15 protein-coding genes are annotated in these 18530 nt (G+C 74.1%); 10 read left to right on the top strand and 5 right to left on the bottom strand.

Translation table 11 applies throughout. From position 1 onward, the window contains the following. The first annotated feature begins 194 nt into the window (after positions 1-194). Positions 195-1814 (top strand): molybdopterin-dependent oxidoreductase, encoded by a 1620-nt coding sequence (locus ACFVXJ_RS03590; protein WP_389657919.1) that lies wholly within the window; start codon positions 195-197, stop codon positions 1812-1814. A gap of 60 nt (positions 1815-1874) precedes the next feature. Next, positions 1875-2519, top strand: coding sequence for a fasciclin domain-containing protein (locus ACFVXJ_RS03585; RefSeq protein WP_389657916.1), 645 nt, complete (start codon positions 1875-1877; stop codon positions 2517-2519). Between the two features lie 50 nt (positions 2520-2569). On the opposite strand, the gene ACFVXJ_RS03580 is transcribed toward ACFVXJ_RS03585, so the two are convergent. After that, positions 2570-3034 carry a MarR family winged helix-turn-helix transcriptional regulator gene (locus ACFVXJ_RS03580; protein ID WP_389657913.1) on the bottom strand — a complete coding sequence of 155 codons (465 nt, stop codon included), beginning with the start codon at positions 3032-3034 and terminating at the stop codon, positions 2570-2572. A 110-nt stretch (positions 3035-3144) separates the two neighbouring features. Here ACFVXJ_RS03580 and ACFVXJ_RS03575 point away from each other — a divergent pair, with 110 nt between their 5' ends. Both ACFVXJ_RS03575 and ACFVXJ_RS03570 read left to right on the top strand, forming a co-directional pair. Further along, positions 3145-3723, top strand: coding sequence for a DoxX family protein (locus ACFVXJ_RS03575; protein WP_389657910.1), 579 nt, complete (start codon positions 3145-3147; stop codon positions 3721-3723). A gap of 33 nt (positions 3724-3756) precedes the next feature. Continuing rightward, complete coding sequence (locus ACFVXJ_RS03570) at positions 3757-5550, top strand: glycoside hydrolase family 15 protein (protein ID WP_389657907.1); 1794 nt, start codon at positions 3757-3759, stop codon at positions 5548-5550. An 85-nt stretch (positions 5551-5635) separates the two neighbouring features. Here ACFVXJ_RS03570 and ACFVXJ_RS03565 read toward each other — a convergent pair whose 3' ends face one another. Both ACFVXJ_RS03565 and ACFVXJ_RS03560 read right to left on the bottom strand, forming a co-directional pair. After that, positions 5636-7072, bottom strand: coding sequence for an APC family permease (locus ACFVXJ_RS03565; RefSeq protein WP_389657904.1), 1437 nt, complete (start codon positions 7070-7072; stop codon positions 5636-5638). A gap of 298 nt (positions 7073-7370) precedes the next feature. Further along, positions 7371-9419 (bottom strand): SpoIIE family protein phosphatase, encoded by a 2049-nt coding sequence (locus ACFVXJ_RS03560; protein WP_389658613.1) that lies wholly within the window; start codon positions 9417-9419, stop codon positions 7371-7373. A 215-nt stretch (positions 9420-9634) separates the two neighbouring features. Here ACFVXJ_RS03560 and ACFVXJ_RS03555 point away from each other — a divergent pair, with 215 nt between their 5' ends. Beyond that, complete coding sequence (locus ACFVXJ_RS03555; RefSeq protein WP_389657901.1) at positions 9635-10342, top strand: class I SAM-dependent methyltransferase; 708 nt, start codon at positions 9635-9637, stop codon at positions 10340-10342. Positions 10343-10437: 95 nt separating this feature from the next. Here the strand turns inward: ACFVXJ_RS03555 and ACFVXJ_RS03550 are convergent, their stop codons facing one another. Beyond that, positions 10438-11346, bottom strand: coding sequence for an alpha/beta hydrolase fold domain-containing protein (locus tag ACFVXJ_RS03550; RefSeq protein WP_389657898.1), 909 nt, complete (start codon positions 11344-11346; stop codon positions 10438-10440). Between the two features lie 217 nt (positions 11347-11563). On the opposite strand from ACFVXJ_RS03550, the gene tdh reads away from it, so the two are divergent. The 3 genes from tdh to ACFVXJ_RS03535 all read left to right on the top strand — a co-directional run bounded on the left by tdh (position 11564) and on the right by ACFVXJ_RS03535 (position 15366). Beyond that, on the top strand, positions 11564-12592 hold the full coding sequence (gene tdh / locus ACFVXJ_RS03545) for an L-threonine 3-dehydrogenase (protein WP_361312071.1): 1029 nt from the start codon (positions 11564-11566) through the stop codon (positions 12590-12592). 174 nt (positions 12593-12766) lie between these two features. Further along, complete coding sequence (locus ACFVXJ_RS03540; protein ID WP_389657895.1) at positions 12767-13969, top strand: glycine C-acetyltransferase; 1203 nt, start codon at positions 12767-12769, stop codon at positions 13967-13969. A 482-nt stretch (positions 13970-14451) separates the two neighbouring features. Beyond that, on the top strand, positions 14452-15366 hold the full coding sequence (locus ACFVXJ_RS03535) for a LysR substrate-binding domain-containing protein (protein ID WP_389657892.1): 915 nt from the start codon (positions 14452-14454) through the stop codon (positions 15364-15366). 463 nt (positions 15367-15829) lie between these two features. Here ACFVXJ_RS03535 and ACFVXJ_RS03530 read toward each other — a convergent pair whose 3' ends face one another. Then, complete coding sequence (locus tag ACFVXJ_RS03530) at positions 15830-16618, bottom strand: DeoR/GlpR family DNA-binding transcription regulator (RefSeq protein ID WP_389657888.1); 789 nt, start codon at positions 16616-16618, stop codon at positions 15830-15832. 149 nt (positions 16619-16767) lie between these two features. Here ACFVXJ_RS03530 and ACFVXJ_RS03525 point away from each other — a divergent pair, with 149 nt between their 5' ends. Further along, the gene (locus ACFVXJ_RS03525) at positions 16768-17670 is read left to right on the top strand and encodes an SIS domain-containing protein (RefSeq protein ID WP_389657885.1); all 903 of its coding nucleotides are present in this window, start codon (positions 16768-16770) and stop codon (positions 17668-17670) included. Beyond that, complete coding sequence (locus tag ACFVXJ_RS03520; RefSeq protein ID WP_389657882.1) at positions 17667-18503, top strand: class II fructose-bisphosphate aldolase; 837 nt, start codon at positions 17667-17669, stop codon at positions 18501-18503. Before ACFVXJ_RS03525 ends, ACFVXJ_RS03520 begins: the two co-directional genes overlap by 4 nt. Positions 18504-18530: the final 27 nt, after the last annotated feature.

The following is an 18530-nucleotide window of genomic DNA, read 5'->3' as shown; positions in this document are numbered from 1 at the left end:
TTCTCCCGGTGCGGCTGGAGTGGTGCGCGTGTCTGCCCATGCTGACGGTAGGCGGCCCGGTCCGGGGGACGACACCCCACAGGGCGGCGCCGACCCGGTGGGGCGAGCCGGGCTCCGGGGCGGGGACAGCCACTTCCAGCGTCCCACTTCGGCGGGCGGGACGCCCTGCGGGCGGGGTCCGGTTCGGGCCGTGGATGTTCTTCGGGCGACGGGGCAATCCGGCGGCCCGGCGGCGCCGAAGACCCGGCGTGAGGATCCACCGAGCCACCGTCGTCCGCTCCGCCCGCGCGGCGTCGAGCGGCCTGTTGTCGGGCTACGCCGCCCTGGCCGTCGCCGAACTGGCCTCGGCCGCCGTACGGCCCGAGGCCGGCCCGGTGACCGCGGTCGGCGGGGCGGCCGTCGACCGTACGCCGGCCGCGCTCAAGGACTGGGCGATCCGGCACTTCGGCGCCGACGACAAACTCGTCCTGCGGCTCGGCATCCTCGCCGTCCTCATGCTGACGGCCGTCGCGCTCGGCCTCCTCGCCCTGCGCCACCGTCGCTCCGCTTCCCTCGGGGTCCTGCTGCTCGGTGTCGTCGGCGGGGCCGCCGCCGTCACCCGCCCCGACTCCGGCGGCCCCGCCGACGTCCTGCCGTCCCTGGTGGGCGCCCTCGCCGGGGCGGCGCTGTTGTCCGCGCTCAGCGGCCGGCCCGCCGGAGCCGCGGGCGCGGGGACCGGCGCCGGTCCCGACCGCCGGCGGTTCCTGCTGACGGCCGGCGGCGCGGCCGTCGCCGCCACGGCCGCCGGAACCCTCGGCCGCCTGCTGAACTCCTCGCGGGGCCGGGACGCCGCCGCCTCCCGGGCCGCCGTACGCCTGCCCGCGCCCGCCTCGCGCGCCCCGGCCGTCCCGCGCGGCGCGTCCCCGCGCATCCCCGGCATCAGCCCGTTCACCACGCCGACGGCGGACTTCTACCGCGTCGACACCGCCCTGGTGGTACCCGCGGTCACCACCGACGGCTGGCGGCTGCGGGTTCACGGCAAGGGCGTCACGCGGCCCCGCACCTACACCTACGCCGACCTGCTCGGCCGCCGGCTCATCGAGCGCGACATCACCTTGACCTGCGTGTCCAACGAGATCGGGGGCCCGTACGTCGGCACCGCCCGCTGGCTCGGCCTACCCCTGGCCGACCTGCTGCGCGAGGCGGGCGTACGGCCCCCGTCCAAGGGCGGTCCGGCCGACCAGCTCGTGGCGCGCTCGGTGGACGGCATGACCCTCGGCACCCCCGTCGAGGCCGTCATGGACGGCCGTGACGCCATGCTCGCCCTCGGGATGAACGGCGAACCCCTGCCCCTCGCCCACGGGTTCCCGGTCCGGATGCTCGTGCCGGGACTGTACGGATACGTCTCGGGCTGCAAGTGGATCGAGGACATCGAACTGACCACCTTCGCCGCCTACGACCCGTACTGGGTCCGCCGGAAGTGGGCCCGCGAGGCACCCGTCAAGACGCAGGCGCGCATCGACACCCCCAAGCCGTTCGCCCGGCCCGCGCCCGGCGCCGTCATGGTCGCCGGGGTGGCCTGGGCGCAGCACCGGGGTGTCGACCGGGTCGAGGTACGCGTCGACGACGGCCCGTGGGAGCCGGCCGACCTCGCGGCCGAGGCCACCGCCGACACCTGGCGGCAGTGGTCCTACCGCTGGCAGGCAGCCCCCGGCGGACACACCCTCACCGTCCGCGCCACCGACCGGTCCGGGACCACCCAGACCGAGGAACGCACCCCCACCATCCCCGACGGGGCGAGCGGCCGGCACTCGGTCGTCGTCAGCGTCGGCTGACCCTTCCACCCCTCATCCGGACCGTCGTCGCACGGCCCGTCACGACCAAGGAGAACCCTCGTGAACAGTCTTCGTTTCCGCCGTACGGCCCTCGCCGTCGCCGCCGCGGCCGTGCTGCCCTTCGCCCTCGCCGCCTGTTCCTCCGACTCCGGCGGGGAGGCGGGCTACGGCAGCGCCGCCTCCGGGCCGGCCGATCCCGCCGCCGGCGCCGCCTCGCCCGCCACGTCGACGGACGCTCCGTTCGGTCCGGCCTGCGCCGGGGTGCCCCGACAGGGCGCCGGCAGCTTCGACGGGATGGCCAAGGACCCGGTGGCCACCGCCGCCTCGAACAATCCGGCGCTGTCCACGCTCGTCGCGGCAGTCAAGAAGGCCGGGCTGGTGGACACGCTCAACAACGCGAAGGGCATCACGGTGTTCGCGCCGACCGATGACGCCTTCGCGAAGATCCCGAAGGCCGACCTGGACAAGGTCCTCGCCGACAAGGCCACCCTGACGAAGATCCTCACGTACCACGTGGTCGGTCAGGAGCTGACGCCGGCGCAGTTGGAGTCCGGTTCCTTCGAAACCCTGGAGAAGGGCACGCTCACCACGGCGGGCTCCGGCGGGTCCTACAAGGTCAACGGCACGTCCGACGTGGTCTGCGGCAACGTCTCGACGGCGAACGCCAAGGTCTACATCGTCGACACCGTCCTGATGCCCAAGTAGCGGCCCACGGCGGCTCGGGCGGCGGGCACGGGGCCCGGGCCGGCGGCGCCTCAGGCGCCCTGTTCCCTCAGCCGGCGGCCGACCTCACCGAGGCCGGCCGCCAGCGCGTCGAGCTGTTCGGGGGTCAGGACGTCGACGAGGATCTCGCGGACGGTCGCCACGTGCCCGGGCGCCGCCTCCTCCAGTCGGGCGAGGCCGGCCTCGGTGAGGACGGCGAAGACGCCGCGCACATCGGAGGGGCAGCTTCGCCGGCGGACCAGTCCCGCCTTCTCCATCTGGGTGATCTGGTAGGTCAGCCCGCTCTTGGAGTTGAGCAGACCGTTGGCCAGTTCGGTCATCCGCAGTTCCCGATCGGGCGCCGCGGCGAGGCGGACGAGTATCTCGTACTGGGGGTGCGAGAGCCCGGCGTCCTCTTTGAGCTGCTGGTCGAGGCGGCGGTTCACCAGGGCGGATGCGGCGAGGAAGCCGTTCCAGGCGCGCATCTCGCGGTCGTCCAGCCAGTTGGTTGCAGCCATGACACCAGCCTACACGTGTTGTTCCAATTTGAATCAATGCCTTAGGGTCGGGACCCTCGGTTCGAATTTGAACAACCGGCGAACCGCCGCCCGACCGGAAGGATCCCCCCATGACCAGCGCCTCCGCCGCCACGACGCAGGCTCCGGCCGCCGCACCGGCCGCCTCCACCCCCGCCTCCACCGCCCACGCGACCCCGACCACCGTCCACGACACCGGCCTGCTGCTCCTGCGCCTGGTCCTCGGCCTCACCATGGCCGCCCACGGCACCCAGAAGCTGTTCGGCTGGTTCGACGGCGGCGGCATCAGCGGCACCGGCCGGTTCTTCACCGCGAGCGGCTACCCGGCCGGCGACGCCATGGCCGCCCTCGCCGGACTCACCGAGACCCTCGGCGGCCTCGGTCTCGCCGCCGGGCTGCTCACCCCGCTCGCCGGCGCCGCAGTCGTCGGCACCATGATCAACGCCATCGCCGTACACGGCGCCGGATCGTTCTTCGCCCCCAAGGGCATCGAATACGAACTGCTGCTGACCGCCGGCGCCGCGACCCTCGCCCTCACCGGCCCCGGCCGGTACGCCGCCGACCGGCTGCTGCCCGTCCCGGCGTTGCGGACGCCCCGCCCGGCCCACCGCCTGCTCGCCGTCGCCCTCGGCGTGGTCATCGGGGCCGCCCTGCTCCTCGTGCGGAACTGATTGGCCCCCGCCGTTCGCGGGAAGAGCGCAGCAATGACACAACCCATCGAAGACTACGCACTCATCGGCGATCTGATGACCAGTGCACTGGTCGGCCGAGACGGGTCCATCGACTGGCTGTGCCTGCCCCGCTTCGACTCGGCCGCCTGCTTCGCCCGACTCCTGGGCGACGAGGAGAACGGCCACTGGCGCATCGCCCCGGCCGGCGCCGCCGACGACGACGGGTGCACGCGCCGCGCCTACGTCGACGACTCGCTCATCCTGGAGTCCGTCTGGGAAACCGAGGACGGCACGATCAAGGTCACCGACTTCATGCCGCAACGCGACGTCATGCCCGACGTCATGCGGATCGTCGAAGGGCTGTCCGGCACCGTCACCGTACGCAGCACCCTGCGCCTGCGGTTCGACTACGGCGACATCGTGCCCTGGGTCCGGCGGCGCGACGGCGACCGCGTCGCCATCGCCGGACCCGACTCCGCGTGGTTCCGCAGCGAGCCGCCCGTCCGCACCTGGGGCGAGGACAACAGCACCCGCTCCGAGTTCACCGTCACCGCCGGCGAGAAGGTCGCCTTCGTCCTGACCTGGCACCCCTCCCATCAGCCCCGACCCGACCCCCTCGACCCGGACGAGGCGCTCGAACAGAGCCTCGCCGACTGGCACGACTGGGCCGCCCGGTGCGCCTACGTGGGCCCCTACCGCGAAGCCGTCGTCCGCTCCCTGATCACCCTCAAAGCCCTGACCTACGCCCCCACCGGAGGCATCGTCGCGGCCGCCACGACCTCCCTGCCCGAGGAGCTCGGAGGCGTACGCAACTGGGACTACCGCTACTGCTGGCTCCGCGACGCCACCCTCACCCTGGGCTCCCTGCTCGCCACCGGCTACCACGAGGAGGCCCGCGACTGGCGGGCCTGGCTGCTGCGCGCGGTGGCCGGTGACCCCGCCGACCTCCAGATCATGTACGGGATCGCCGGCGAACGCAGGATTCCCGAGACCGACCTGCCCTGGCTGCGCGGCTATGCCGACTCCGCCCCGGTGCGCATCGGCAACGCGGCCGTGGACCAGCTCCAGCTCGACGTGTACGGGGAGGTGATGGACGCCCTCTATCTGGCGCGGGCCGGCGGGCTGCCCACCGAACGGCACGCCTGGAGGATCCAGCTCGCGCTCCTCGACTTCCTGGAGCGCAACTGGCGGCGGCCCGACGAAGGGCTCTGGGAAGTGCGCGGCCCGCGCCGCCACTTCACCCACTCCAAGGTGATGGCCTGGGTCGCCGCCGACCGCGCCGTCAGGACGTTGGAGCACGACCCCTCCATGCCGGGCGACGTGGCACGCTTCCGGGCCATAAGGGACGAGGTCCACGCCGACGTCTGCGCGAACGGCTACGACCCCGAGCGCAACACCTTCACCCAGTACTACGGCTCGCGCGAACTGGACGCCGCCACCCTGCTCATCCCCAGGGTCGGCTTCCTGCCCCCCGACGACCCGCGCGTGATCGGCACCGTCGACGCGGTGCGCGAGGAACTCGGCGGCAGCGGGTTCGTGCGCCGCTACAGCACCGAGGGGCCCTCCGTCGACGGACTGCCCGGCGACGAGGGCGTCTTCCTGGCCTGCTCCTTCTGGCTGGCCGACGCCCTGCACCTGACGGACCGCGGCAAGGAGGCCCGCGAGCTGTTCGAACGGCTGCTGGACGTCCGCAACGACGTGGGCCTGCTCGCCGAGGAGTACGACCCGGTCGCCGGACGCCAACTCGGCAACTTCCCGCAGGCGTTCAGCCACATCGGGCTGGTGAGCACCGCGCTCCTGCTCGGCTGGGGCCCGCCCCGGGACTGACACGCCAGCGCCGGTGCCGGGTTTCCCCGGCACCGGCGCTGCCGATCGGCCGCTCCGCCCGGCGCGGGCCCCGCGCTCCGCGGACCTACGCGGTGGCGACCAGGGCCTCCGGCTCGGCGTCGTCCTCACCCTCGGCGTCCTCCGGGATGCTGACCAGCCAGCGGCTGTCCTGGCGCGGCCGCAGGTACAGGGCCCAGTACAGGGTGGCCACGGCGGTGATCCCGCCCGTCCACAGCAGGTAGCGCGTCTCCTGCTGCGTGAGGATGTACGCGAACACGGCGATCAGCAGCACCGGCACGACCGGCCACAGCGGCATCCGCCAGGCGGCCTTCTCGCGGTGCGCGCCACGGCGGCAGAACAGCGCGGCCACCGCGACCAGCAGGTACATGCCGGTCACCGAGACGCCGGTGACCCCGTACAGCGTGTCCAGGTTGACGAAGCACATCGCGGCGCCCGGCAGGCCCACCAGCAGGGTCGCCACCCACGGCGAGCCGAAGCGGCCGAGCTTGGCCAGCGCGTTGTTGACCGGCTCCGGCCACGCCTTGTCGCGGGCGGAGGCGAACAGCACGCGGGAGTTCTGGATGACCATGACGATGCCCGCGTTGATGATGGCGAGGGCGACACACAGGCTCACGAAGGTGCCGACGGCCGAGTTCGACCAGGCGGTGACCATCGCGCCGAGGTCCCCCGCGCTCAGCGCGTCGAGGTCGGGGGCGCCCACGGTGATGGCGATGACCGGGACCAGGATCACGGCCGTGGAGATCGCGAGGGTGGCGAGCACGGTCCGCGGGACGTTGCGCCGCGGCTTCTCCAGCTCCTCCGACAGGTAGACGGCCGTCGAGAAGCCCTGGGTGACGAACAGCGCGATCGCGAGGCCGGAGACCACCATCATCGCCGTCACGGTCGACGTGCCGCCGCCCTCGGCGGCCACCGAGCCGTGCACCAGCGCGTCGGCGCCCCGCTCGCTGTGGGCGAAGCCGAGTACGGCGACCAGCGCGGCCGCCACGACCTCCAGCACCAGGAAGATGCCGGTGATCCAGGCGTTGGCCCGCAGGTCGAGCAGGCCGGCGAGGGTCGCGAGCAGCATCACCGCGCCGCCGGCGACCGGGGCGGGTATGTGGACGACCGGGGCCAGGTAGTCGGCCGTGCCCATGGCGATCACGGGCGGCACGATCATCACGACCAGCAGCGAGAGCACGAAGACCAGCCAGCCCGCGAGCTTGCCCGCCATGGTCGACACCATCGCGTACTCACCACCGGCGCTGGGGATGAGCGTGCCCAGCTCCGAGTAGCAGAACGCCACGCCGATACAGAGCAGCGAACCGATGGCGATGGTGAGGGCGGTCCAGGTCCCGAGGCCGGCGAACAGGTCGGGAACGACCACGAAGAGCGTCGAGGCGGGCGTCACGCACGAGAGCGTGAGCAGCGTTCCGCCGACCACACCGATGGAGCGCTTGAGCTTTTGGGGGACGGGCGCGGTCGCGGGGGCGAGGGCCTGCGGGGCGCTGATCGTGTCAGTCATCAGTGCGGGGTTCCGATCGGCAGATGCGGGGGAGTGAGCGCGGGAGCGGTATCGCCTCCGGGGCGGTGGTGAGCAAGGTGTTCCGGTGGCTCCCGAGCCGTCATGCAATCTCCGCGAGATCCGCAGGTCAAGAGCTGTTCATGTGCGGATTCCCTTGTCCGCGGACCGCCGGTAACCCGTTTCCGGCGTCAAGAGGGCGTAAACACTGCCCGCACGTGGGTACGCAAACCGCACGTAGATCAGCGCGAATTTTCCTCCGCTTTGCCGAGCGGGGCCCCTACTGTGACCGGCGCGGGCCTCAGCCGGTCGGTCCGGTGCGCCACGCCAGCAGCAGGGCGATGTCGTCCGGCCGGTCCGCGGTGGCCTCGGCCCCGCCCGCCAGCCGGTCGGCGGTCTCGGCCAGCGGGACGGGTGGGGCGGCGGCCAACGCGGACCGCAGCCGTTCCACCCCGGCGTCGATGTCGGCGCCCGGCCGCTCCACCAGTCCGTCCGTGTACAGGGCGAGCAGCGCGCCCGGCTCCAGCACGAACTCCGTCACCGGGTAGGAGGCGTCCGCGGCGACGCCGAGCACCACCCCGCCCGGCAGGTTCAGCACCTCCGTGCGGCCGCCGGGATGGCGCAGCAGTGGCTGCGGGTGGCCGGCGCGGACGGCCCGGGCCCGTCCCGTCGTCCGTTCGAGCTCGACGTAACAGCAACTGGCGAACTGGCCGGGGTCCAGGTCGATCAGCAGCCGGTTGGTGCCGCTCACCACCTGCTCCGGTGTGTTGCCGCCCAGCGCGAAGGCCCGTACCGCGCTGCGCAACTGCCCCATCGTGGCCGCGGCCGCCACCCCGTGGCCCTGGACGTCGCCGATGACCAGCGCCAGCGTGTCCGGGCCCGTCTCCGTGACGTCGTACCAGTCGCCGCCCACGTCCATGCCGACCGTCCCGGGCAGGTACCGGCCCACCGTGACCACGTGGTCGCGCACGGGCAGCCGGTGCGGCAGCAGCGCCGACTGGAGCCCGCGGGCCAGGGCCGCCTCGCTGTCGTAGCGCCGGGCCCGCTCCAGGGCCTGCGCGATGAGCCCGGCGAGCGCGGTGAGGACCGTACGCTCCTCCGCGCTGAAGCCGCGCGGCGTGTCGAAGCCCAGGATGCACGAGCCCACCGGGCGGCCCGAGGCGATCAGCGGCAGGAACGCGCGGGCCCCGACGTGGGTGTCCAGGGGGATACCCGGATAGGCCGCGGCCAGGTGCTCCATCGACTCGAAGAACAGTGGACGGCCCGACGTCAGGGTCTCCACGCCGGGCAACCGCACGTCCAGGCCCACTCCGTCGAAGCGGTCCAGGAAACCCCGGGGGAAACCCGTCTCCCACGCCAGGTGCAGATGGCGTTCATCGAGCAGGTAGATCGCCAATTGACGACCGCCGAAGGCCGGCAGCAACTCCTCGGTGACCACCGCCGACACCTGCCGGGCGGTCACGGCCTCCGTCAGCGCGATCGCCAACGCCACCGGCCGGTACAGGGCGGAGGACCCGTCGCCGTCGGAACCGGCGTCCCGACCCGAGGGGTACGGGTCCGACCCGGCGGCCCCCATCGTCACCGTCACCCCGTCCGGCCCCGGGTGCAGGCCGATCGACAGCCACGTCCCGGACGGCGGGTGTCCTTGCCGGGCCATGAAGTACACCGGGTCGGGGGCCATGAACACCGCCCGGAAGTGGTCCTCGTACGCCGGATGACCGAGCCAGGGCAGCGCCTCCCACAAGACCTCACCGAGCGGTTGCCGCTCCTCGGCGGCGAACAGGGCCACGGCGGCGGCGTTCGCGTAACGGATCCTGCCCTGCCGGTCCATCGACAGCACGGCCTGCGTCAGGCGGTCCACGGCCGTCTCCGCGCCGACCCGGGGAACGGTCGGCGGCGGGCAGAACGGGTCGCCCTCCCACACCACCGGCTCGCCGCCCGCGGTGAGCGCCGCCAACTCGGCCGCCAGCCGGGCGGCGATGTTCCGCATCCGCTCCCGATCCGCGGGACCGACTGCGACGCCCGGGGTCGCCGGGCGCAACACCATCAGCACCCCGAACCGCTCGTCCCCGGCCGTGACGGGCTCGTACAGCGACCCGAACGTGAACGGCAGCCCGGCCGTCAGCTGCGGGAAGCGCCGCATCGCCGACTCGGCGTCGGGCAGGTGCACCGCCTGCCCCGCGCGGTACGCCTCCGCGACCGGGTAGGGCCGGTTCACGTGCATCCGCCACCAGGGCCGGAACAGCCGGCCCGGGAGCCCGTCCAGCGCGGCCAGCCGCAGCAGCCCGTCCGCACGCGAACGCAGGTAGACCCCGCCCGCGTAGCCGCCGACGGCCTCCACGGCGGCCATGGCGGCCCGTGCCAGCACCCGGACCAAGGCGTCGGTGGCCGGGCTGCCGCTGTCGGGTCTCGCCGTCACACAGCCAGGATGCGCCCGGTACGGTGGCCCCGCACCGCCGCGCGGGCCCCGTCCGCCGCGCCCACTGACCCGAACGCCTCCCCCGTGCGGGGGACGGTCCGCGTCCGACGGCTGTCCGCCGGGCCGCGACCGGGGAGGGTCTCGGCATGCGACAGCAGTACGACACGTCGAAGCCCCCGCCCGCCTTCTCGGAAGCCGACGCCCTCACCCTGCGGACCGCGCTGGACGCGCTCGGCGGGGTCCGCGGGCTCGACGCCCTCGATTTGCCCTGCGGGCACGGCGACACCGCCAGACTGCTCGCGAGCGGTGGCGCCCGGCGCACCGTGGGCGTCGACGACTGCCCCGACCGCATCCGCCGGGCGCGCGAGACCCACCACGACGCGCGGATCGAGTACGTCGTCGCCGACGCCGCCGGAATGCCCCAGCTGGGCCCCTTCGACCTGGCGACCGCCGTCTACCTCTTCAACCGGGCCCCCGACCGGGAGGGGCTGCACGCCCTGTTCCGGTCCGTACGGGCCAACCTGCGGCCCGGGGGCCGGCTGCTGGCCATCGTGCCGAACCCGGGGGCGTTCCCCTGCCCGGACTGGGCCCCGTACGGCGTACGCGTCCTGGACCGCGAACCGCACGACGAGGCCCCGCTCGTCCGGGCCCAGTTCGTCAACCGGCCGGACGCGCACTTCGAGTTCCGCGCCTGGACCCACGCCGACTTCTGTGAAGCGGCGGTCGAGGCGGGCTTCGCCACGGCCGGCTGGCAGCCCGTACGCACCCCGCCGCCCGACGCGGAACGTGACGAGGCGTTCTGGGCGGCCTACCGGGCCCGGCCCGTCAGCTCCCTGATGACCTGCCTGGCCTGAGCGTGCGGCCGGTCACCCGGCGCCGCCCGTGCCGCCCGTGCCGCCCGTGCCGCCCGTACGTCACACCGGGGACACCTCGAACACCCCGACGCCCGTCACAGCTCCGCGGCGGCCCTGACCAGGTCCACGATCCGGTCACGGGCCGCCCGACCCTCCGGCACGGGCAGCAACGGGTAACCGTGCGGCAGCCCCGCCGCCTCGTGGAACTCCACCTCCACACCGGCCGCCCGGGCCCGCCGCACCAGCTCCCGGCTGTCGGTGGTCAGCACGTCCCGGGTCCCCGTGAACACCGTCAACGGCGCCAATCCCTCGAAGGACCCGTGCAGCGGGCTCACCCGGGGGTCGTCGGCGGCCAGGGTGCCCGCGTAGAGCCGCCCGGCCTCGGCCAACCCGGGCCGTGCCAGCAGCGGGTCCGACCGCTCGATGCGCGGCTGCGCGGAATGGCTCATCGTCACGTCCAGCCACGGCGAGATCAACACGATCCGGGACGGCTGCGCCCCGGTGCGGTCCCGCAACCGCTGTGCGGCGGCCAACGCCAGACCGGCCCCGGCGGAGTCCCCGATCAGGACCGTCCCGCCCGCCCCGCCGCTCTCGATGAGGCCGCTCAGCAGATCGGCGGCGACCGGAACGGTCCGGTCGGCGGTCCCGCGCGGGGCCAGGATGTAGGCCGGTACGACGACGCGGGCCCGGGCCCGCTCGACCAGGGTGCGGATCATCGTCCAGTGCGGCCGGACCAACTCGTTGATGTACGCGCCGCCGTGCACGTAGAGCACCTGCGCCACCGCCTCGACCCCGCGCGGCGAGATGTCGTACACCGGCCACGCCCCGACGAAGGCCCGCGAGACCTCCGCGACCCGGCCCAGCGAGCGGGGCGGCAGATGCGACGCCGGCCGCCGGGCGGTCTGCGCCACCAGCGCGCGCACCGCCTCGGCGCTCGCGAACCGTCTTCGCCGCCCCGTCGCGATCAGCGCGACCGACAGCGCCCTGCTGCGCAGACTCGGCACGCCCCCCACCTCCCCGTTCCCCTGCTCCCGGCCCGGTCCCGGCCGGCCCTGCCCCGTCACGTGAGGAGCATAGGCGTGAAGCTGCGCTGTCGACCCGCTTAAGAAAGTCTCGATGGACCGATCACCGGGCCGCTCGGCAGATTGGTCCCGTCATCCTCAGAAACCGCACGGGCCCGCACGCCCGCGACGGCACCCCTCGCATGCCTGGAGCCACCGCATGAAGGCACTCGTCAAGCACAAGGCCGAACCCGGGCTGTGGCTCATGGACGTCCCCGAGCCCGAGTACGGCCCCGGCGACGTGCTGATCAAGGTGCTGCGGACCGGTATCTGCGGGACCGACCTGCACATCCGGGCCTGGGACGGCTGGGCGCAGGGCGCCGTCAAGACGCCGCTGGTGTTGGGCCACGAGTTCGTCGGCGAGGTCGCGGCCCTCGGCGCCGACGTCCGGGACATCGAGGTCGGCGCGCTGGTCAGCGGCGAGGGCCACCTGGTGTGCGGCAAGTGCCGCAACTGCCTCGCCGGGCGTCGGCACCTGTGCCGCAGCACCGTCGGCCTCGGGGTCGGGCGGGACGGCGCGTTCGCCGAGTACGTGGTGCTGCCCGCGCAGAACGTGTGGGTGCACCGGACCGCCGTGGACCTGGACGTGGCGGCCATCTTCGACCCGTTCGGCAACGCCGTGCACACCGCGCTGTCGTTCCCGCTGGTCGGCGAGGACGTGCTGATCACCGGCGCCGGTCCGATCGGCATCATGGCGGCCGCCGTGGCCCGGCACGCCGGCGCGCGCAGCGTCGTCATCACCGACGTCAGCCCCGAGCGCCTCGACATCGCCCGCAAGGCCGGTGCCACGCTCGCGCTGGACGTGCGGGAGGCGACGATCGCCGACGCGCAGGCGCAGCTCGGGCTGCGTGAGGGCTTCGACGTCGGCCTGGAGATGTCGGGCCGCCCCGAGGCCATGCGCGACATGATCGACAACATGACGCACGGCGGCCGGATCGCGATGCTGGGCCTGCCCGCGCAGGAGTTCCCCGTCGACTGGGCGAAGGTCGTCACCTCGATGATCACCATCAAGGGCATCTACGGCCGCGAGATGTTCGAGACCTGGTACGCGATGACGGTGCTGCTGGAGGGCGGGCTGGACCTCAGCCCGGTCATCACCGGCCGCTACTCCCACACCGACTTCCAGGCCGCCTTCGACGAGGCGGCGACCGCGCGCAGCGGCAAGATCATCCTGGACTGGACGGCCTGACCGCCGCCCGGGGAAGTCGGGGTGGCCCCACCGCCGTCCCGACTTCCCCGGGGCCCCGCCGCGGCCCATGCCCGGCCCCCGTGCCATCCCCCTCCGGCCGGGTCCCGCACCCACCCCCCTTGCGGGGCCCGGCCCCCCTCCCTCCGCCGACCAGGAGAAAGAGAGCACCGCCCCATGTTCGAGACCGTCCGCGCCGACCTGCGCACCACCCTCGACGAGATCCGGTCCGCCGGCCTGCACAAGCCCGAGCGCGTCATCGGCACCCCGCAGAGCGCGTCCGTCGCCGTCACCTCCGGCGGCTCCGCCGGAGAGGTCCTGAACTTCTGCGCCAACAACTACCTCGGGCTCGCCGACCACCCCGAGGTGGTCGCCGCCGCCAAGGACGCGCTGGACCGCTGGGGCTACGGCATGGCCTCGGTCCGCTTCATCTGTGGCACCCAGGAGGTGCACAAGGAGCTGGAGGCCCGGCTCTCGGCGTTCCTCGGGCAGGAGGACACGATCCTCTACTCCTCCTGCTTCGACGCCAACGGCGGCGTCTTCGAAACCCTGCTCGGCGCCGAGGACGCGGTGATCTCCGACGCCCTCAACCACGCCTCGATCATCGACGGCATCCGCCTGTCCAAGGCCCGCCGCTACCGCTACGCGAACCGCGACCTGGCGGAGCTGGAGACCCGGCTCAAGGACACCCAGGACGCCCGCCGCCGCCTGATCGTCACCGACGGCGTGTTCTCGATGGACGGCTACGTCGCCCCGCTCGCCGAGATCTGCGACCTCGCCGAGCGCTACGACGCCATGGTCATGGTGGACGACTCGCACGCCGTCGGCTTCGTCGGCCCCGGCGGGCGCGGCACCCCGGAACTGCACGGGGTCATGGACCGCGTCGACATCATCACCGGCACGCTCGGCAAGGCCCTCGGCGGCGCCTCCGGCGGCTACGTCGCCGCCCGCGCCGAGATCGTCGAGCTGCTGCGCCAGCGCTCGCGCCCGTACCTCTTCTCCAACTCCCTCGCCCCGGTCATCGCGGCCGCCTCCCTCAAGGTCCTGGACCTGCTGGAGTCCGCGGGCGACCTGCGTGAACAGCTCGCCGCCAACACCGAGCTGTTCCGTACGAAGATGAGCGCGGCCGGGTTCGAGATCCTGCCCGGTGACCACGCCATCGCCCCCGTGATGATCGGCGACGCGGCGGAGGCGGCGCGCATGGCGGAGCTCCTGCTGGAGCGCGGCGTGTACGTGATCGGCTTCTCCTACCCGGTGGTGCCGATGGGCGCGGCCCGCATCCGCGTCCAGCTGTCGGCCGCCCACTCCACGGCGGACGTCGAGCGCGCGGTGGCCGCCTTCGTCGACGCCCGCGCCGCCCTCACGACCGCCGGGGCCTGAGACCGGCGGCGCCCGGGGCGCCGCCGGCCTTGATCACACGGGCCCGGTACCGCCCCACGGAATCCCCCGCCGGGCGGCCCCACCCGGAACAGCTCGCCCGCGACCGGGCCCGGGGGCTGGGCCGCGCCGGACTGCCCGGTGCGGTCTGGGCGGTGCGAACCTCCGCAGGCCGGCCCACCGCCTGCGGCGGGCGCCTTTGGCCTGCGGCCACCCGCGCCCGGTGCTGGCCGCCCGCGGGTCGGCCGGCCCCGGGCTCCCGGGCCTGCTCCCGCGCTCCGACGCGCTTGGCGCCGGCCGGGCGTGAGCCTGCCCGGGCCGGGCCCACCCGATGCCCGGGGCCCTGACCTCGACCACCCGCGCCGGCCCGTCGCGGAGACGTCCGTCCCGCGACGTCGGGACCGGAGCCGCCCGCGCCCGGGGTCGCGCAGAGGCCTCGGGCCTCCCGGGGGTTTCGGAGGGGCGCGGCCTGCGACAATGGCCGGGTGATCGACCCCCGCCGGCTGCGCGTCCTGCGGGCCGTGGCGGACCACCGTACGGTGACCGCCGCGGCCGCGGCCCTCTACCTGACCCCCTCCGCCGTCTCCCAGCAGCTCGCGGCGCTGGAGCAGGAGACCGGGCACGCCCTGCTGACCCGCAGCGGCCGGGGGGTGCGCCTCACCGCCGCCGGGGAGATCCTGCTCGGCCACACCCACGAGGTGCTGGCCCAACTGGAGCGGGCGGAAGCCGAACTCGCCGCCTACGCGGGCGGCTCGGCCGGCGAGGTCACGGTGGCCGCCTTCGCCACCGGCATCGCCGAGGTGCTCGCGCCGGCCATCGTCCGGCTGGCCGTGGACCACCCGGGCATCCGGTTGCGGGTCCGCGACGCGGAGGGCGACCAGAGCCTGCCGCTGCTGCTGGACGGCGAAGCGGACCTGGCCCTGGCCGTGGAGTACCGCGGCGCCCCCGGCGCGGACGACGGCCGACTGTCCGTCCTCCCGCTGTACGCCGAACCCTTCGACGCGGTCCTGCCCGTGGGGCACCCCCTGGCCGGGCTCCCGTCGGTGTCGCTCGCGGAACTGGCCGACTCGGACTGGGTGGGCCAGTACCCCGGCAACCCGTGCCACGACGTGACGCTGCTGGCCTGCGAACTGGCCGGTTTCCAGCCCCGCTTCGCGCATTCCTCCGACGATTTCCGCGCCGTGACCGCCTTGGTGGGCGCGGGCGCCGGCGTCGCCCTGGTCCCGCGCTCCGCGCTGCGCGGCATGGACCTGAAGGAGGTCCAGGTCCGCCCAGTTTCCGGCCCGGCCGCCACCCGACGCGTCTTCGCGGCGACCCGCCGGGGCGCGGAGACCCACCCGCTGATCGCCCCGGTCCTGGCCGCCCTGGCCCGCGAGGCGGAACGCGTCCCGGCGCACTGAGGCCCCGTGGCGAAGCCCCAGGCGCCGCACTCCGGCCGCCCGGCGGCGCCCGGTGGAGCCATGACGACTGCCCCGGCCGACGCCCTGTCACGACGGGTCGGCTCCGACCACTCGCCTGGCCGCGGGGCCTACCCGCCCCCTCGACCGTTCGCGCTACGGAACGGACCGGTCGGGCAGCGGCGCTCAGCGGTGGCCGCGCCGGCTCCCCGCCCTGTGCTCGCGGTGCGGGCCGGCGTCTCCATCCCCACCGGGCGTCCGTGTCACCGCTGGACCGGTCGGCCGGAGCCGTCCAGGACGAGCCGCTCTGCCGGGGTGCCCCCGCTCCGGTACCGGCCGCCGCCGGCGGTCACGCCGTCCCCGGCCCATCGGCTCCGTACGGCCGGCCCGGTGGCGGACGGCCCCTTGCCCAGGGGCCGGTCGCATCGGGGGCCGCGCGCTCGCGCGGCCGGGCCCCGGCGCCGCCTCAGACCCTGCGCACCTCGACCCCCGCCTTCGTGAAGGCGTCAGCGACCGCCTCCGGCAGGCCGGTGTCCGTCACCAGGACGTCCACGGCGTCGGTCGCGCAGATCCGGGCGAAGGCGCGCACCCCCAACTTGCTGGAGTCGGCCGCGATCACCACCCGGCGGGCGCGTTCGCACAGCAGGCGATTCATCGCGGCCTCGTCCTCGTGCCGGGTGGCCGCGCCGTCCGCCGGGTCGAAGGCGTCGACACCCACGACGGCGGTGTCCATGCTGAGCTGCCCCAACACCTGCTGCGCCAGCGGGCCGGTCAGTTCGTACGACTGCGGCCGGGCCACCCCGCCCGTCAGGACGATCTTGAACTGTGGCCGGATCACCAACTCGCCCGCGATGTTGAGGGCGTTGGTGACCACGGTCAGGGCGGGAGAGCCGGGCGAGCCGGTGGCGAGGTCCGGACGGGCGGCGAGGGCCCGGGCGACTTCGGTGGTCGTCGTCCCGCCCGTCAGGCCGATCACCTCGCCGGGGGCGATCAGGGCGGCCACCGCCCCACTGATCCTGCCCTTTTCGGCGGCCCGGCGGGAGGTGCGGTAGCGCAGCGGAAGCTCGTAGGAGACCCCGTGCGGTACGGCACCGCCGCGCGTGCGGACCAGCATCTGCTGCTCGGCCAACTGGTCGAGATCGCGCCGGATGGTCGCGGCGGACACGCCGAGCAGCTCGGCGGCCGGCTCCACCTCCAGCCCGTCCCGCTCGACCAGCAGATCCAGCAGTCTCTGCCAGCGTTCCTTGCGGGTCATGACCCCACTCCCACTTTCCCGGCCCGCCCGTCGGCCCACCGCTTGAGATTAACCCAGACGTTCGAGCGGCACATGCTTGAAGTTGCGTGAAACAGCCCGATACCGTGCAAGAAAACGCATCCGTCGCACCACTGCTCCAGGGAGCCCGTATGAGTCACGTCGCGCATGAGTTGGCCACGCAACCCGCCTGCTGGGAGCGGGCCGCCGAACTGGCCCCAGCGCGGCGGGCGGTGCTGCCCCGACCGGGGGAGCGCGCCGCGATCGTCGGATGCGGGACGTCGTTCTACATGGCGCAGGCGGCCGCCGCCTTGCGCGAGGAGGCCGGACAGGGCGAGACCGACGCCTTCCCCGCCTCGGAGTTCCCCCGCCACCGGCGCTACGACCGGGTCGTGGCGCTGACCCGGTCCGGGACCACCACCGAGGTGCTCGACCTGCTGGCCGGCCTGCGGGACGCCGGCGTGGCGACCACCGCCGTCATCGGCGACCCGGACACGCCCGTCATGACCCTCGCGGACGAACTCGTCGTACTGGACTTCGCCGACGAGCGGTCCGTCGTACAGACCCGGTTCGCCACCACGGCCCTGACCCTGCTGCGCGCGCACGTCGGGGCGCACGGGGCCGCCGCCGTCGCGGACGGCCGCACCGCGCTCGCCGAACCGCTCCCCGAAGGGCTGGAAACCCGAGGGCAGTTCACCTTCCTCGGACGCGGCTGGAGCGTCGGCCTGGCTAACGAGGCCGCGCTCAAGATGCGCGAGGCCTCGCTCTCCTGGGCCGAGTCCTACCCGGCGATGGAATACCGGCACGGACCGATCAGCGTCACCGGGCCGGGAACCGTCACCTGGTCCCTGGGCGAGACCCCCGAGGGGCTCGCGGAGCAAGTCCGGGCGACCGGCGCCACGTGGGTGGCCGGGCGGCTCGACCCGCTCGCCGAGCTGGTCCGGGTCCACCGGCTGGCCCTCGCCGTCGCCGGCCACCGCGAACTCGACCCGGACGCGCCGCGACACCTGACCCGCTCCGTGATCCTGACGGCGGGCGAGGAGGCGGTCCGATGAGCCTCGTACCGGCGGGCGCGCTGGTGGCGGAGGCGGCCGCCGCCGGCCGCGCCGTCGCCGCCTTCAACATCATCACGCTGGAGCACGCCGAGGCGGTCATCGAGGGCGCGGAGCGGGTCGGCCTGCCGGTCATCTTGCAACTCAGCGAGAACGCGGTGAAGTTCAGGTCCGGGCGGCTGCTCCCCATCGCGCGGGCGGCCTCCGCGTGCGCCGAGGCCGCGGGGGTGTCCGTCGGACTGCACCTCGACCACGTCAAGAGCTCCGAGCTGCTGAGGCAGGCCGTCGACGCGGGCTTCGGGTCGGTGATGTACGACGCCGCCCACCTGCCGTACGCCGAGAACCTGGAGGCCACCCGTTCCGCCGCCGACTGGGCGCACGCCAACGGCCTGTGGATCGAGGCGGAGCTCGGCGAGGTCGGCGGCAAGGCCGGCGCCGCCCCGTTGGATCCGCATGCGCCGGGCGCCCGTACCGATCCGGACGAGGCGAGGCGGTTCGTGGCCGACTCGGGGGTGGACGCGTTGGCCGTCGCCATCGGCAGCAGCCACGCCATGACCAGCCGGACGGCGTCGCTGGACCACGGGCTCCTGGCCCGCCTGGCGAAGGCGGTGGAGGTGCCGCTCGTCCTCCACGGCTCCTCGGGGCTCCCGGACGCCGAACTCGCGGCGGCCGTCGCGGGGGGCATCCGCAAGGTCAACATCGGCACCGCGTTGAACGTGGCCATGACCGGGGCGATCCGTGCCCATCTCACCCCGGCCGACCCCCGCCCCTACCTCACGGCCGCCCGCACCGCCATGGCGGCCACGGCCGCGGCCATGATCACCGCTCTCGACTGAACCCGAGCCACACCCGGCCGGCTCCTG

The organism is Streptomyces sp. NPDC058279, from assembly GCF_042881255.1.
Lineage (GTDB): Bacteria > Actinomycetota > Actinomycetes > Streptomycetales > Streptomycetaceae > Streptomyces.
Note: the sequence above shows the minus strand (reverse complement) of the source record. Positions and strands in the feature narration are given on the sequence as shown.